Source organism: Leptotrichia wadei (genome assembly GCF_007990545.2).
GTDB classification, from domain to species: domain Bacteria; phylum Fusobacteriota; class Fusobacteriia; order Fusobacteriales; family Leptotrichiaceae; genus Leptotrichia; species Leptotrichia wadei.
This window is the reverse complement of record NZ_AP019829.2, coordinates 1,691,467-1,706,997: the sequence shown is the minus strand read 5'-3', so window position 1 is coordinate 1,706,997 and position 15,531 is coordinate 1,691,467. Positions and strand designations below refer to the sequence as shown.

At 28.1% G+C, this 15,531-nt stretch carries 17 protein-coding genes and 1 pseudogene; 14 read left to right on the top strand and 4 right to left on the bottom strand.

Going from position 1 to position 15,531, the window contains the following annotated elements; translation table 11 throughout:
• Nucleotides 1-76: 76 nt before the first annotated feature.
• The 4 genes from FVE73_RS10960 to FVE73_RS07915 form a co-directional block, all read right to left on the bottom strand.
• Nucleotides 77-439 (bottom strand): methyltransferase, encoded by a 363-nt coding sequence (locus tag FVE73_RS10960; protein WP_232058503.1) that lies wholly within the window; start codon nucleotides 437-439, stop codon nucleotides 77-79.
• Nucleotides 440-447: 8 nt separating this feature from the next.
• Nucleotides 448-795 (bottom strand): class I SAM-dependent methyltransferase, encoded by a 348-nt coding sequence (locus tag FVE73_RS10955; RefSeq protein WP_232058502.1) that lies wholly within the window; start codon nucleotides 793-795, stop codon nucleotides 448-450.
• 65 nt (nucleotides 796-860) lie between these two features.
• Complete coding sequence (locus tag FVE73_RS07920) at nucleotides 861-1,550, bottom strand: YoaK family protein (protein ID WP_018498502.1); 690 nt, start codon at nucleotides 1,548-1,550, stop codon at nucleotides 861-863.
• Nucleotides 1,551-1,601: 51 nt separating this feature from the next.
• Nucleotides 1,602-2,291, bottom strand: a complete 690-nt coding sequence (locus FVE73_RS07915; protein ID WP_018498501.1) for a response regulator transcription factor — start codon at nucleotides 2,289-2,291, stop codon at nucleotides 1,602-1,604.
• Between the two features lie 165 nt (nucleotides 2,292-2,456).
• Here FVE73_RS07915 and FVE73_RS07910 point away from each other — a divergent pair.
• The 14 genes and pseudogenes from FVE73_RS07910 to holA all read left to right on the top strand — a co-directional run.
• Nucleotides 2,457-2,726, top strand: a pseudogene (locus FVE73_RS07910) (transposase); the annotation flags it as partial.
• Between the two features lie 134 nt (nucleotides 2,727-2,860).
• Nucleotides 2,861-3,940: a hypothetical protein gene (locus FVE73_RS07905; protein WP_232058501.1), complete on the top strand. Its 1,080-nt coding sequence runs from the start codon at nucleotides 2,861-2,863 to the stop codon at nucleotides 3,938-3,940.
• Nucleotides 3,941-4,016: 76 nt separating this feature from the next.
• Complete coding sequence (locus tag FVE73_RS10950) at nucleotides 4,017-4,370, top strand: hypothetical protein (protein WP_232058500.1); 354 nt, start codon at nucleotides 4,017-4,019, stop codon at nucleotides 4,368-4,370.
• Nucleotides 4,371-4,526: 156 nt separating this feature from the next.
• On the top strand, nucleotides 4,527-5,063 hold the full coding sequence (locus tag FVE73_RS07900) for a HEAT repeat domain-containing protein (RefSeq protein ID WP_018498498.1): 537 nt from the start codon (nucleotides 4,527-4,529) through the stop codon (nucleotides 5,061-5,063).
• 102 nt (nucleotides 5,064-5,165) lie between these two features.
• Nucleotides 5,166-6,401 (top strand): histidine--tRNA ligase, encoded by a 1,236-nt coding sequence (gene hisS, locus FVE73_RS07895; protein ID WP_018498497.1) that lies wholly within the window; start codon nucleotides 5,166-5,168, stop codon nucleotides 6,399-6,401.
• Between the two features lie 43 nt (nucleotides 6,402-6,444).
• Nucleotides 6,445-7,491, top strand: a complete 1,047-nt coding sequence (locus tag FVE73_RS07890; protein WP_018498496.1) for a DNA cytosine methyltransferase — start codon at nucleotides 6,445-6,447, stop codon at nucleotides 7,489-7,491.
• Nucleotides 7,484-8,545, top strand: coding sequence for a DUF262 domain-containing protein (locus FVE73_RS07885; RefSeq protein ID WP_018498495.1), 1,062 nt, complete (start codon nucleotides 7,484-7,486; stop codon nucleotides 8,543-8,545). Before FVE73_RS07890 ends, FVE73_RS07885 begins: the two co-directional genes overlap by 8 nt.
• Nucleotides 8,514-9,248, top strand: coding sequence for an MAE_28990/MAE_18760 family HEPN-like nuclease (locus FVE73_RS07880; protein ID WP_018498494.1), 735 nt, complete (start codon nucleotides 8,514-8,516; stop codon nucleotides 9,246-9,248). Before FVE73_RS07885 ends, FVE73_RS07880 begins: the two co-directional genes overlap by 32 nt.
• A gap of 110 nt (nucleotides 9,249-9,358) precedes the next feature.
• The gene (locus FVE73_RS07875; RefSeq protein WP_018498493.1) at nucleotides 9,359-9,637 is read left to right on the top strand and encodes a DUF554 family protein; all 279 of its coding nucleotides are present in this window, start codon (nucleotides 9,359-9,361) and stop codon (nucleotides 9,635-9,637) included.
• A 27-nt stretch (nucleotides 9,638-9,664) separates the two neighbouring features.
• Nucleotides 9,665-11,446 (top strand): aspartate--tRNA ligase, encoded by a 1,782-nt coding sequence (gene aspS / locus FVE73_RS07870; RefSeq protein WP_018498492.1) that lies wholly within the window; start codon nucleotides 9,665-9,667, stop codon nucleotides 11,444-11,446.
• A 70-nt stretch (nucleotides 11,447-11,516) separates the two neighbouring features.
• Nucleotides 11,517-11,732 (top strand): zinc-ribbon domain-containing protein, encoded by a 216-nt coding sequence (locus FVE73_RS07865; RefSeq protein ID WP_018498491.1) that lies wholly within the window; start codon nucleotides 11,517-11,519, stop codon nucleotides 11,730-11,732.
• Nucleotides 11,733-11,864: 132 nt separating this feature from the next.
• Nucleotides 11,865-12,557 (top strand): N-acetylmannosamine-6-phosphate 2-epimerase, encoded by a 693-nt coding sequence (locus tag FVE73_RS07860; protein ID WP_018498490.1) that lies wholly within the window; start codon nucleotides 11,865-11,867, stop codon nucleotides 12,555-12,557.
• A 200-nt stretch (nucleotides 12,558-12,757) separates the two neighbouring features.
• Nucleotides 12,758-14,377, top strand: a complete 1,620-nt coding sequence (locus tag FVE73_RS07855; protein WP_026239039.1) for a PTS transporter subunit EIIC — start codon at nucleotides 12,758-12,760, stop codon at nucleotides 14,375-14,377.
• Nucleotides 14,378-14,481: 104 nt separating this feature from the next.
• Nucleotides 14,482-15,465 (top strand): DNA polymerase III subunit delta, encoded by a 984-nt coding sequence (holA, locus tag FVE73_RS07850; protein WP_018498488.1) that lies wholly within the window; start codon nucleotides 14,482-14,484, stop codon nucleotides 15,463-15,465.
• The last annotated feature ends 66 nt before the right edge of the window (nucleotides 15,466-15,531 follow it).

Below are 15,531 nucleotides of genomic sequence, written 5' to 3'. Positions count from 1 at the left end.
TTGACCCCTTGTTAAGATAAAGAATATTAAGTTATTAAATAAGCCTATTGTTATTTTCAATTTATATTTTAAAAATTTAAATTTTTTTGCCTACAATGTAAAATCTATGAATTCTTCCTTCCACTGCTCCATTTGCCTCAATTATTTCCTGTATCTTATACAAGTTGTCAAGATGGCTTTTGACTGAAAAATTTGGAAATTCCCATTCAATAATTTTTGCAAACCATACAAGAGCTACTGTATCAGAAAACTTTATTGGCTGAAATGTTTCGCCACTTTCTAATATTTCAAATCCTTGTTCAGAAATTTCTTGCTGTTTAATATTAAGATAATGTTCAGAGTATGGTAAATCTTTATATTCAGGTAGTAAAATTTCAACACGTTCCCTATCATTTTCTGCCCCTATTTGCTGTGTAATAAAAATTCCATCTTTTTTCAAAATTCTTTTTAATTTTGCAACATTATAAGCCCATGACGATTGGTAATTATGTCAAAATATTTATTTTCAAATGGGAGTTTTTCATCTCCATCCGCTTTTTTAAAATTTATTCCTAGTGGCAGTAATACTTTTTTATATAGTTCAACATTTGGCTGATAACTTTCAGTTGCTGATATATTATGTTTTGGATAGTTTAATGAAAGTAAAAATTCTCCACCACCTGTTTCCATATCTAGCAATTTCATATCATTTTTTAAATACTTATTTATAACTGTTCTAAAATCCCAAAGTAAATTTTCCTCTTCTGAATAACGTCCATAAATATGAGAAAAATCCCAGCCGTGTATATGTGCCATTTTTTTCTTTCAGCCACTCTTCTTTTAATTTTTTTTTATCCATAAATATCCTTTCAATAGCTTTCTTAAATAGTTTCCTTAAACATTATTATAAATACAAAAATTAGTAAAATACAGCAAATTAACAGAGAAATTATCCCATAAATATTTACTAAAATTACGCAAAGTAATGATCCAATAAGGAAAAATCCGTCTAAGCCTAAATATATCCAAAAACTTTGTAAATGTGATTTGTCTTTAGTTTTGATGTATTTAACTAAATTGTCCATTCCGCTTCGCAGATTTCCTGTACACATTGTAGTGGCTCCTGCGAGACCTCTAATTTTTCTGAAGCCTTGGTATTGAATTGCGGCGATAAAGGACATGATTATGTTTACGATGATATTCCAGTTTCCGCTTGGAATGAAAGAAATAAAAAACATTACTATAACCTGATAGATTATTACGATTTGCTGCCATCTGAAAATCTTATGCTTTTCAAATTTCGTTTTTATAAGTTCAGTAAATAATATTCCAAGTGCAAAAAATAAAATTGGCATAAAGTAATCAAAGGATTTTTCCCATTCTCTTTTTCCTAAATTTATTGCAAGGTAGACAATGTTTCCAGTTTGTGCATTAGCAAGCACTTTTCCACGTGTAATGAACGTGTATGCATCCATAAACCCTCCAACCATGCACAGCATCATTCCTAATCGAAATGTTTCTGGAGGATATTCTTCTCCGTTAAATAAAATTTTTTTAATTCTTTTACTCATAAAAAAATCTGATCCTTTCTTTTGTTTTCTTTTTTGTCTTCAAATTAATTATTATTTTTCTAAAATATCAAATTTATATCCAACACCCCAAATTGTCTTAATATTCCATTTTTTATGCTCATAGTTGTCTAATTTTGCACGAAGCCTTTTTATATGTGTATCAACAGTACGGCTTTCTCCAAAATAATCAAATCCCCAAATTAGATCTAACAAATTCTCTCTTGTAAAAACTTTATTCTGATTTGTTGCAAGAGTCCATAAAATTTCAATTTCCTTTTTAGTCAGTGAAATTATCTCATCATTTACCTTTACCGTAAAATTGTTTAAATCAATTTCAAGATTATCAAAAGTAAAGATTTTTTCACTTTCATCATTTTTAGGCATTATTCTACGTAAAATTGCATTTATTCTGGCAATTATTTCTCCTGGCGAGAATGGTTTTACAATATAGTCATCTGCCCCAATTTCAAGCCCCATTATTTTTTCATAATCTTCGCCACGTGCTGTAATCATTATAATTGGAACATTTGAAAATTTTCTCGTTTCACGGCACACATCAAATCCATCTTTTTTCGGCATCATCACATCCAGCAAAACTATATCAAATTTATTTTTTTCAATTTCTTTTAATGCTGTTTCCCCGTCAAAAACAGCACTTACAGTAAAATTATTTTTTTTGCAGTATTCTGAAAGTATTGACACGATTTGCTTATTATCGTCTGCAATCAGTACTTTATACATATTTTCCTCACTTCTTTTCAAAATTAATATAATAAAATTTTATCATAATTTTCTTAAAATATAAACATTAATTTTTACATTTATCTAAATACTTAATTTTTAAATTGATAAAACAATTAAATAAAATATTTTAGTATTTAGACTAGACTTGAGACAGTCTTTTTGATAAACTTTAAAGAAGAAAGTTATACATCAAAAGCAAGTTTCTTTGATGGAGATGATATCCCAGTATATGATAAAGAAAATGATAAAACTAATTATATATTTAGTGGAAAAAGAATAAAAAGAGGACTATATAAAACAAGAAAAGGTAAACTCATAAATGCAGATTGTAATGGAGCATTAAATATTTTAAGAAAAAGTAAAATTGTGGACTTAAGTGTCCTATACAATAGAGGTGAGCTGAACATACCTAAAAGAATAAGGGTAGTGTAAAGCTATCAAATTTTTTAGAAAATTTCTAAATGATTTTAAAGATTTTAGAACCCTGCGACTTCAGTCGTGGGAGGTTCAGATAATATAAAAAATTGTAAAAAATGAAAAATTTAGAAACAAAAAAGGAGGGAAAAATGCAAGAAATTATAAAAGTTTTACAAGTTTTGTATAAAACTATTATTTCTTATCTCATTTCCACAAAAGTAAAGCTTATGCAAAATGAAAATAAGTATCTGAAAAATGATATTCGTTTAAAGAAGTTTAAATTTACAATATTAAAAAAAATGGAAAATGAAATAAGGAAATTAAGAAAAGTTTGTGAAGAAAATAAGACTAAAAAAAATTTAAAAAAACTTTATTACAAGCGAAAAAAATATTTGGAAATAAAAAATAATCAAATTAAAATAATGGATTTTTCCCAATTCTTTTTTGAAATCACAGTTTATGCAATGTTGATATTGACTTCTTTAAATATCGCTTGGCAAATTAAAGTTTTGAATTATCACATTTATTTATTGATTTTTGTGAGCTGGATAACATTTGTCATAGTTTGGATAAGTTTGGTTTTTATAAGATGGGCAAGTTTGTTTTTTGTACAAATGACGAAAAAATTTTATATTGGAGCTTTTTATTTGCATATAAAATGGAATAAAATAATAGTTGGAATAATTTTGTTGAGTTTAGCGAATCTTACTTTTCAAAATTATACAAAAAAACTTTTAGAAAAAAATCAGAGTTTTTTAATTTTGGAAAGCGATGATATAGATGATATGGATTTATTAAAAAATTCAACTATTGAAATTTTGAATGAAAATTATCATTTTAAATGGTCGGTTGATAAAAACGGGAAAATTATTGATTCAAGAAATAAAATAGAAGGAAATTATAGAGTTGAAAATTTGTTAGTCAAGGAAAATAGCAGTCTTATGCTTTATTATGAAAAAAATAGAAATAATTTTGAAGAAGAAAATGGAAATTTGAAATCTCAAAAGGGCGAATATATTGATTTAAAAAATAATGTTGTGAAAATTTTTTCAAAAAATAAAATTTACAGCGGAAATATTATTTCAGGAAAAATTATAAAACTTTCAAATGGAATTTATTTGCCGTTAAACAGTAGTTATCGATATTTTCAAAAAAATAAAGGGAAAGAAATTTTCATTGTGGATAAAAAATTGAAAATTAAAAAGCAAATTAATTATGTGATGTTTTAATTTCTGTAATTTTATGTTGCTTTTGACTTTAAAAGATAGATATTTTGAGCTGGAATTTATTACAAAAGAAAAAATTATGTATAAAATTTTGCAAAGAGAGAAAAAATATTCTTTTGAAATAAGAAAACTTGTGCTTTCAATATTAAAAATAATCCGTATGGCAACTGCAATTTATATTCCTGTGCAAGTTTATTTGCTGAGAAATATCGTATTTAGTCTTTTTTTAGAAAAAAGTTTGTATAAAATCAACAAAAACATAAATTTATTATTTTCATTATTATTTTCACAAACTTTTCTTTTGACAATTTTAATATTTTACGGATTGAGAAAACTTTATAAAATTTTGAGGGTTATTGCAAAAATAATTTATGAGGAAGGAAGTAATGATTTAAGAGATTTGATTGAAGATGAGAAAAATAAAATAAATTAGTGAGTAAGTTATAAAAAGATCACGACAATTTTTGCATTGTATCAAAATTTAAAATGATGGAGTATTTTTAATTTGACTAATATTAATAAAGAAAAGGACTGGAAATATTTAATCAAAATATTAAAGAAATTAGTTTTAGAAAGGAAATAATAAAAAATGGAGAAAAATAGTCTTGAAGAATTGGAAAATTTGATGTGGAAAAAATATAAAAAACAAATAAGTTTTCAACAATTACAAAAGGAATTTTTAAAAAATGATGATGAAAGAATAGAGTATATAAAAACAGAGTTGGAAAAAGCATATAATGAAAAAAATGGAGACAGCGTAGATATTTTAATTTCAGCAATTTACATGTTCGAATTATACAGTGAAAAATTTGTTGATATTTTATGCAAATTAACAAAAGAAGAATGGCATGGAAAACATGAAGACATAGTGTTTTATCTCCAGCAACTAGAATTACCTTCTACAATAGATTGCATTTATGAACTAGCAATTTCAAATTTTGAAAAATACCGTTGGGATGATAATTTCGCATTAGTGAGAAAATGTTGTTTTGCTTTAGGGGATATAAATACTCCTAAGGCGAAAGAAAAACTGGAATTATTATTACAAAGTGATGAAGAAATGATAAGAAAACATGCAATGGAGCAGTTAACTAGATGTGATTTTACAAATAAAGATGTTGAATGAAAAGATTAATTATGAAATCCCGCATCTTAAAATCTTTATTCAATTGTGGTATAATAATTTATAAAATAAAATTGACGATATTAATTAAGAAAGGAAAAAAATATGATAACCGCCTTAAAAGGAATGAAAGATAGATATTCTGACGATGTGAAAAAATACGATGCGATTGTAGATGCTTCAAAAAAAGTTTTTGGAAAATATGGATTTGAGCGAATAATTACGCCAATTTTGGAGGAAACGGAGCTTTTTAGAAGAGGTGTTGGAGATGAAACTGATGTTGTTTCAAAAGAAATGTATGATTTTAAGGATAAGGGAGAAAGAGATGTTACAATGCGTCCAGAAGGGACTGCGGGAGTTGTAAGAGCGTATCTTGAAGCTGGATTTCATAAGTCTTCTCCAATAGTGAAATGGTTTTACAATGGTCCAATGTACAGATACGAAGCACCGCAAAAAGGGAGAATGAGAGAATTTCATCAAACTGGAGTGGAAATGTTTGGTGTGAGAAGTGCTTATTTAGATGCAGAAATTATTAAAATGGGTTGCGATTTTCTTGAAGAACTTGGAATTACTGGATTGATTGTGGAAATTAACAGCTTGGGAAATGTTGAGTCGAGAAAAAAATATATTGAAGATTTGAAAAAATTTATGCTTGAAAGACTTGACAAATTGAGTAAAGATTCGCAAAAAAGATATGAGAAAAATCCTTTGAGAGCTTTGGATTCTAAGGATAAAGGCGATCAGGAAGAGTTTAAAAATGCACCAAAACTTTATGATTATTTGGATGAAGAAAGTAAAAAATATTTTGAAGACACTAAAAAATATTTGGAATTGTTGGGTGTGAATTATGTCGTGAACGATAAATTGGTTAGAGGGCTTGATTATTATTCAGACACGGTTTTTGAAATCAAATCGAATAAATTGGGATCACAGGCGACAGTTCTAGCGGGTGGACGATATGACAGATTGCTTGAAATATTAGGAAATGCGAAAGTTCCTGGAATAGGATTTGCCGCTGGAATGGAAAGAATTGCGATGTTAATGGACAATTCTATAATTTCTGAAAATGAAGAAAAAATTTATGTGATTTATTTCGATGACACAAAAGAATATTTTGTGAAAACAATAAACGAACTTAGAAAAAACGGTATTAAAGTAAACTTTGATTACAATGCCAAAAGCTTTGGAGCACAAATGAAAAAGGCAAACCGTGAAAATGCTGAATATGTGTTGATTTTAGGGGAAGAAGAACGAGATGAAAATGTGATTACGGTTAAGAAGTTTAGTACTGGGGAGCAGAAAAAATATGGCTTCGAGGAAGTTTTGGAGATTTTGAAATAATTTTATCAATTTATAAAATTTTTATAGAGAGGAGGAGATTGATATGAAAAAAATTGTAGCAGTAGATTTATTTTGCGGAATTGGTGGCTTAACATACGGTATAAAGAAAGCAGGAATTGAAGTGATAGCCGGTATTGATATTGATGAAACTTGCAGATATGCATATGAGGTAAATAATCACAGTATTTTTATAAATAAATCTGTAACAGAAATAACAAAAAATGAAATAAATTCACTTTTTGGGGAAAAGAATATAAAATTATTAATGGGGTGTGCTCCATGTCAACCATTTTCTAATTATAGAAAAGACAAAAAAAATAGTAATAAACATAAAGATTGGGATTTACTAAATGAATTTTTAAGAATTATTAAAATAAGTAATCCTGAAATTATTTCAATGGAAAATGTACCTGCTCTGCAAAAAGAAAATATATTTGTAAAGTTTTATACCTCATTGAAAGATATGGGATATTATGTAAATTATGATGTACACAATGCTGAAAATTATGGTGTGCCACAAAGACGAAAAAGATTATTATTATTAGCATCAAAATTTGGAGAAATTAATTTTTTGAAAAAAGATATAAAAAAAGTAACAGTAAGGGAAGCTATCAAAAATTTATTTCCTATAAAAGCGGGAGAAATAAGTAAAAAAGATTTTATTCACAGGGCTTCTAAGTTGAGTGATTTGAATCTTCAAAGAATTCGAAATTCTATTCCTGGAAAAACTTGGGAGTTATGGCCTGAAAATATAAAACCAAATTGTTATAAGAAAAAAACAGGATTAACTTATAAATCCGTTTTTGGAAGAATGAAATGGGATGATGTAGCTCCTACTTTAACAACACAATTTTATAATTATGGAACTGGAAGATATGGACATCCTGAACAAGACAGAGCAATTTCAATAAGAGAAGGAGCTATTCTTCAGTCTTTTCCAAAAAACTATAAATTTGTAGAACATGAAAAAAATTTCAAAATAACAGAAGTAGCAAGACATATTGGAAATGCAGTTCCTCCTAAATTGGCTGAGTATATAGCACAAACGATAATAAATCATTTATATGAAAGGGGTATTTTAAATGAATAAAGATTTAGAAAAAATTCATAAAGAAATAGAAAGGTATAGAGAAAAAATAAAATACGATACAGTAGATTATCCCATTGAATCTATTTGTCGAAGGTTTGAAAATAAAAAAATTATTATTCCAAATTATCAAAGAGAGTTTGTATGGACTATTGATAAACAATCAAAGTTAATAGAATCTATATTAATGGGATTTCCAATACCTTTTTTGTTTTTTTATGAAGATAAAGATAAAGGAATTTTAGAAGTTGTAGACGGTGCTCAAAGATTACAAAGTGTTTATTTCTTTTTAGAAAATAAATTAAAACTAGAAGGATTGAAAAAATTAAAAAGTTTAAATAATTGTTATTTTAATGATTTACCTGAAAAATTTAAAAATAAATTTGAAAATACAGCTTTGAGAGTCATTCTTTTAGAAGAAAAAACAAATAATGAATTTAGAAAAGAAATTTTTAACAGACTTAATACAACTAGTCAAAAATTAGAACCAATAGAAGTATTGTTAGGTACTTATGCTGATGAAGAATTTATTGAATTTTTAAAAAGATGTTCAGAAAACGAAAAATATAAAAAGTTATGTCCAATTTCTTTAGAAAAACAAAAAAAGAAAGAAAACTTAGAATTAGTACTTAGATTTTTTGCATATTCAGATAGTTTAGATGAATATGATGGAAAAGTAACTCTTTTTTTGGAAGATTATGTAAAAAAAAATTTAAGGGATTTTGATAGAGAAAGATTATTAAAAAATTTTGAAAATATGTTAGTTTTTGTAGAGAAATATTTTCCTAATGGTTTTGCTAAATCAAAAAGTGCAAAATCTACTCCAAGAACTAGATTTGAAGCAATTTCTGTTGGAGTAAATTTAGCTTTAAATGAAAATAAAAATCTAAACACAAATACAGAAGAATGGTTAGAGTCAAAAGAATTTAAAAAAGTAACAACTACTGACAGTGCAAATAATAAATCTAAATTAGTAGAAAGAATTACATTTGTAAAAAATAAATTATTAGGAGATAATATTCAGCATGAAATCAGAATACAGAAAAAGGAAAAATGAGTTAAGATATTGCTTTAATATATTAGAAAAATTTGAGAATTTAAAAATTAGAAATGATTTAGGAGAAGTAGAAGAAACAATTATTGATTTTAATTATAATACTGATAACATGAATTTTTCCTATAATGATTTTTTTAAAATTTTTCGTTCAAGTTTTATTTTATTGTTATATAATTTTATAGAAGCTTCTGTTTTTCTTTTTATTGATTCAATATATCAAAAATTTGAATATGAAAATATAACTTATTTACAAGCAAGTGAAGTCTTTCAAAAACTATTTATTGAATATAAATTTTCAGATTCATTTAAAAAAAATTCAAATTTTAATACTTATAAAGATAAAGTTAATGAAATTATTGAAGGAATCTCTAATAGGATAGTTTTAAAATTTGAAATAAAAAACTTATCTAATTTATCAGGGAATGTAGGTGCTAAAAATTTAAGAGAAATGTGTAAATTACATGGAATAGTTTTAAATTCTAGATCAAGAAGCCAAGATCCAGAAAATCACAAATTTTCATTGGATAATATAAAAAACGAAAGGAATGCTTTAGCACATGGTAGAAAATCTTTTATAGAAGTTGGTTCCGAATATACAGTAAGTGATTTAAAAAATTATTATGATGAAATAGTCTTATTAATGGATGATTTATTAAATGCTGTTAAGAAATTTATTGATGAAAAAAAATATAAACAAGAATAAATATTAAATTTTCAAAATACATATTTTTTCAAGTATAATACAAAGAATTCATTTAAAAGAAAAATTTATAAATATAAATTGTTAATTAAAGATTTTGTAAGGTGATTTTTTTGGGAAATTTAGTAAATTGTGCTGCCATTATTCTTGGAAGTTTAATCGGATTTTTTATCGGTCACAAGTTTAAAGAAGATATGAAAAATATTATGATGGAATGTGCTGGACTGTTTATAATAATTGTTGGCGTGAAAAGTACAATAAATTCAAAACGTGATATCATTGTTTTGATTTATTTGATAATTGGTTCGATAATTGGCCAAATTATTGATATTGATTTGAAATTAAAAAAATTTGGGATATTTTTGGAAAAAAATAAGGAAATTAAAATATAAAATTATTAAATAGAGAAAGGACAAAAAATGTATAGAAACTATAAATTAAACGAGTTAAGAATGGAAAATATTGGCGAAGAAGTAACTTTGTCGGGATGGATTTCTAAAGTTAGGGATTTGGGGCACTTTGTGTTTATTGATTTGAGGGATAGATACGGGATTACTCAGATTTTGTTGAATGAGGAAGTTTCTGGGAGTGAACTTTTTGAGGAAGCTAGAAAATATAAGAATGAATGGGTTTTGAAGGTTACTGGGGTTGTGGCTGAGAGAAGTAGTAAAAATAAAAATATTCCTACTGGGGATATTGAGATTGAAGCGAAAAAAATTGAAGTTTTAAGCCGAGCAAAGCAACTGCCGTTTGAGATTAGTGAAACTGGGAATCTTAGTGAAAATATGAGATTGACTTATAGATACTTGGATATTAGAAGACCGAAAATGTTGAATAATATTATTAAAAGAAACGATATGCTGTTTTCGATTAGAAAATTTATGAATAAAAATGGATTTTTGGATGTCGACACTCCGATTTTGGCAAAAGCGACACCTGAAGGAGCGAGGGATTTTATCGTGCCAAGTAGAACTAACAAAGGGGATTTCTATGCGTTGCCACAATCGCCACAATTGTTTAAGCAAATACTTATGGTTTCTGGGATTGACAAATATTATCAATTGGCAAAATGTTTTAGAGATGAAGATTTGAGAGCGGATAGACAGCCTGAATTTACTCAATTAGATGTGGAAATGTCGTTTGTTGAGCAGGAAGATGTGATTTCAATGGCTGAAGAATTGACAAAGACAGTATTTAAAGATGTTACAGGAATTGAAATTACTGAAAAATTTCCTCAAATGAGCTACGATGATGCGATGAATTTTTATGGTTCAGATAAGCCAGATTTGAGATTTGATATGAAATTGATTGATTTATCTGAAGAAACTGCTGATTGTGGATTTGGCGTTTTTGAAAATGCGTTAAAAGATGGTGGGAATGTAAAAGCAATTGTTGCACCAAATGCTGAAAAATTCTCGAGAAAATATATTAAAGATTTGGAAGATTATGTGAAAACATACTTTAAAGCAAAAGGTTTGGCATATATCAAAATGAATGAAAATGGAGAGATAAATTCTCCAATTGCGAAATTCTTCTCGGAAGAAAAATTGACACAAATTATTGAAAAATTGGGAATTAAAAATAATGAAGTTGCGTTAATTTTAGCTGATAAATATAAAGTTGTGCATGATGGATTGGGAGCATTGAGATTGAAATTGGGAGAAGAATTGGAATTAATCGACAAAAATGCGTTTAAATTCTTATGGGTAGTTGATTTTCCTATGTTTGAATGGAGTGAAGAAGAAAATAGATATAAAGCACAACACCATCCGTTTACTTCGATTAAGGAAGAAGATAGAAAATATCTTGATACGAATGAACTTGCAAAAATTAAGACAGATTCATATGATATTGTCTTGAATGGTTATGAAATCGGTGGAGGAAGTATCAGAATTCACGATGAAGATTTACAGGCGAAAGTTTTTGAAAAATTAGGATTTAGTCAAGAAGAATTAGAAGACAAATTTGGATTCTTCTTGGAAGTGTTGAAATATGGAGTTCCGCCACATGGAGGACTTGCTTACGGAATCGACAGATGGCTTATGGCAATGTTGAAGGAAGATTCAATAAAAGAAGTAATTCCGTTCCCTAAAACTAATAAAGGGCAAGACTTGATGACTGGAGCACCTGCGGGAATTGAAGAACAAGTTCTTGAAGATGATTTGAGATTGAAATTGCTGGAAGTTGAAAAAGAAGATTAATAAAGTCTCCCACTTTTTTTATAGGAGTGGGAGAAGTTTTATTCAAAAATTGGGAAGTGAGATATCTAAAATGATTTTAATATTTGGAACAAAAAGAAAATTTAAAAATTTAGGAACACTAGAAAACTGTCATTGTTCAAGATGCAACAATACATCTGACTGGAATTTTGTGGAATATCGTGACTGGTTTACTTTGTTTTGGATACCAGTTTTTCCGATAAGTGCAAGGAAAGAATATTTGGAATGTCCGATTTGCCATCAGGCTTATGAGGTGCCAAAGAATTAACTGTGTGAATTAAATTAATAGATTTAAAGAAATAAAAAAAGTATTTAAAAGTTTTTCTATTGACAAATTAAAAAAATGGGGTAACATAGAAATGTAAGAAATATTAATTAAGGAATAAAAGAAGGTGTAATTATGAATAAAGAACAATTATTGAAAAAATTAAAAGGTAAGTTGATTGTTTCGTGCCAGGCATTGCCTGGAGAACCTCTTTATATAGAAAATGGGACTATAATGCATCTTATGGCTATTGCGGCAGAACGGGCTGGAGCAGCGGGAATAAGAACTAATGGAATAAGAGATATTGAAGAAATCAAAAAAAACTTAGATTTACCTGTTATAGGATTAATCAAAAAGCAATATGAAGGCTTTCCTCAGCATATAACCGTAACGATGAAGGAAATAGATGATTTAGTGGAAGCTAAAGCTGATATAATTGCACTGGACTGTACAATGAGAGAACGTCCTGAAGCAAAAACAATAAATGAATTTATAAAAAAAATTAAGGGAAAATATCCTGATGTATTATTAATGGCAGATATTTCAACATTTGAAGAAGGAGTGAATGCTGAGAAAGCTGGTGTAGATTTTGTAGGAACAACGCTTAGTGGCTATACTCCCTACAGTAAAAAATCAGAAGGGCCTGACTTTGAATTAGTAGGAAATCTTTCTAAAACACTTCATATTCCAGTAATAGCAGAAGGAAAGATACACGAACCGAAGCAGGCAAAAAAAATGCTGGAATTGGGTGCATTTGCAGTAGTTGTCGGAGGTGCTATAACAAGACCTCTTGAGATTGCTCAAAGATTTGTTAGGGAAATGGAGTAAAAGTTATTCAATTTTTTTTATTTGTGAAAAAAAGATATTCTAAAGATAGAGAGTTGGTATTAAATTTTTAAAATTATATAAAAAATTAATGATTAAAATAAATATTATTTATAGAAAGGAAATTGTTGAAATTGTTTTAGAACATAGAAAGGAAGGAGGAAATTTAATATTTTAAATGGTTTCAATATATGGTGTATGCTATGAAAAATAATGGAATTTTTGCAGTATTACAGAAAATAGGTAGGGCTTTTATGCTCCCTATCGCAGTGTTACCAATGGCAGGGATACTTTTAGGAGTGGGAGGTTCTTTTACAAATCCCGTCCTTATAAAAACGTATAATTTAACTTTTCTTGAACCAGGAACTCCGTTAAATTATCTTATGCAGCTGTTTTCTAACGTAGGATTGTTTGTTTTTGCAAATTTACCTTTACTGTTTGCAGTTGGTGTAGCTATAGGACTTGCAAATAAAAATAAAGAAACAGCAGCGTTATCAGCAGTTTTGGGATTTTTGCTTTTTCACACTATAATAGGGACAATTTTGAGTTTTAAAGGGATAACTCCTGATTCAGTAACTTATGATGCTCTTATTGGAAAAGGTTTGAGTGAAGCTGCGGCAAGAGGGACAGCGGCATTATATGCGAAGGAACTTGGAATATTTACATTACAGACAGGTGTGTTTGGTGGTATTGTGTGTGGTATTGTGGCTTCGGCAATTACAAACAAATTTTCAGATAAAAAATTACCTGATTATTTGGCATTTTTCAGCGGAAATAGATTTGTGCCAGTTATGACAATTATTTTATTTATTCCTTTGGCGGCAATATTTCCGTTTATCTGGCCTACAATTTTTATGGGAATTGTAAAAGCTGGAGAAATGTTTGCGGCAACAGGAGCGATAGGAACATTCTTTTATGGATTTACAATGAGATTGTTAAATGTATTTGGATTACACCATGCTATATATCCTCTGTTCTGGTATACTCAGCTTGGAGGTTATCAGGAAGTGGCAGGTAAAATGGTGGCAGGAGGGCAAAATATATTCTTTGCACAGCTTGCAGATCCGTCAGTAAAACATTTTAGTGCAGCAGCGACAAAAACAATGACAGGCGGATTTTTACCTATGATGTTTGGATTACCTGCGGCAGCGCTTGCAATGTACAGAACTGCAGATGATAAAAATAAGGCGGCTATAAAAGGGATATTGCTATCAGCTGCGTTGACATCATTCCTTACAGGAATAACTGAACCGATAGAATTTACTTTCTTATTTGTAGCACCTGCACTATATGTAATTCACGCATTGCTTGAAGGACTAGCATATATGCTGATGTATGTGCTTAATGTAGCAGTAGGGATTACATTTTCAAGAGGAATTATAGATTTTACTTTCTTTGGACTTTTACAAGGAAATGCGAAGACTTCATACTTTTGGATATTAATATTAGGGCCTGTATACGCACTTGTGTACTATTTTGTATTCAAAACATTAATTCTGAAATTCAATATTCCTACACCAGGTAGAGGAGATTCTGAAAATAAACTTTACACAAGAAAAGACTATAACGAAGCTAAAGGAAATACGGAACTCATAGATGATATAGTGGTTTCATTAGGAGGAGCAGAAAATATTGAAAATATAGATGCCTGCATTACACGACTTAGAGTTACTGTAAAAGATGCTTCTATAGTTGCTGATGATGCGAGATGGAAAGAATTGCAGGCAAAAGGTGTAATTCGTTCTGGAAAAGGAATTCAAGTAGTGTATGGAACTCAGGCTGAAACATATAAAAATCAAATAAGAGAAAAATATAGAATATAATTTTTACAAATTTTATTTGTTTTTTGTTTTAAAGTTCAAATTATACAAAAAATTTGATATAATTTTCTCAAGAAATAAAAATAATTATAGACGTGAGGAAATAAATGATTTATTTTATTGGAGGAAAAAAGCAAAGAGAATTTAAATATTTTGAACTTTTGGAGAAAATTCGGAAAGAAAATGTTGGAATTAGTGAAAGTTTTTTTGATGTGGATTTGAAAGAAAATGAAAAATTTTTGGAAAAAATAAATATTAATTCCATATTTTCAAGTCAGGAACTGGTAGTATTGAAAAGAGCGGAAAAGCTTAAAAATATTGAGGAAATTTTGAAATACATAGCAAATCTTGAGATAGTAAATAAGGAAATTATTATTGATTATGACAAGGAAGATGGGAAATTTGGAGTAAAATTAAAAAAGCTGCTGGATGAATTTAGTAAAAATAAGCAAATGGAAGTTTTTTTATTTCAAAAGGAAACAGAAGAGGAAATACGGGCTTATGTTGTAAATGAACTGGATATAAACGCAAGGGATGTGGCAATGCTTCTTGAAATGATAGGAAACAATCCGTTTAAGGTCAGAAATGAAGTTGCAAAAATTAAGATTTTTCTGGATGGAGAAAAGTTTGATATTGAAAAAATTAAAAATATTGTATCTATTGAAAAAGATTATCAAATTTATGAAATGACCCGAAACATATTGTTAAACAACCCAGCGGATGTAATGAGATACTTGGAGCAAAAAAAAGAATATATGGGAATCTTGTATTCTCTTTATAATGAACTCGAAATAATGTACAAAATAAGCTCGTTAAAAGTGAAAGGGCGAAAATTTAGTAAAAATTACAACACTTTTAAAATTGAATTTGAAGAAATAAAGGAAATTTTTAAATCCAATAACAGAATCCCAAATTCCTATGTAATTTTCAAAAAAATAGAATTAGAACAAAACTACACAAATGCCAGTTTAAAAAAATTAGTTTTTAGATGCTGGGAAATCGAAAAAGACATAAAGACTGGTAAAATAGAGATGGAAACAGGAGTGGAAATGTTAATTATGGAAATTTGCTCATTATTTAGAAAAAAATAATTTTAGAAATCCTAAAATATGAATAAATATAAACATCGAACAAAGATGTTTAAATAATTGATTTAT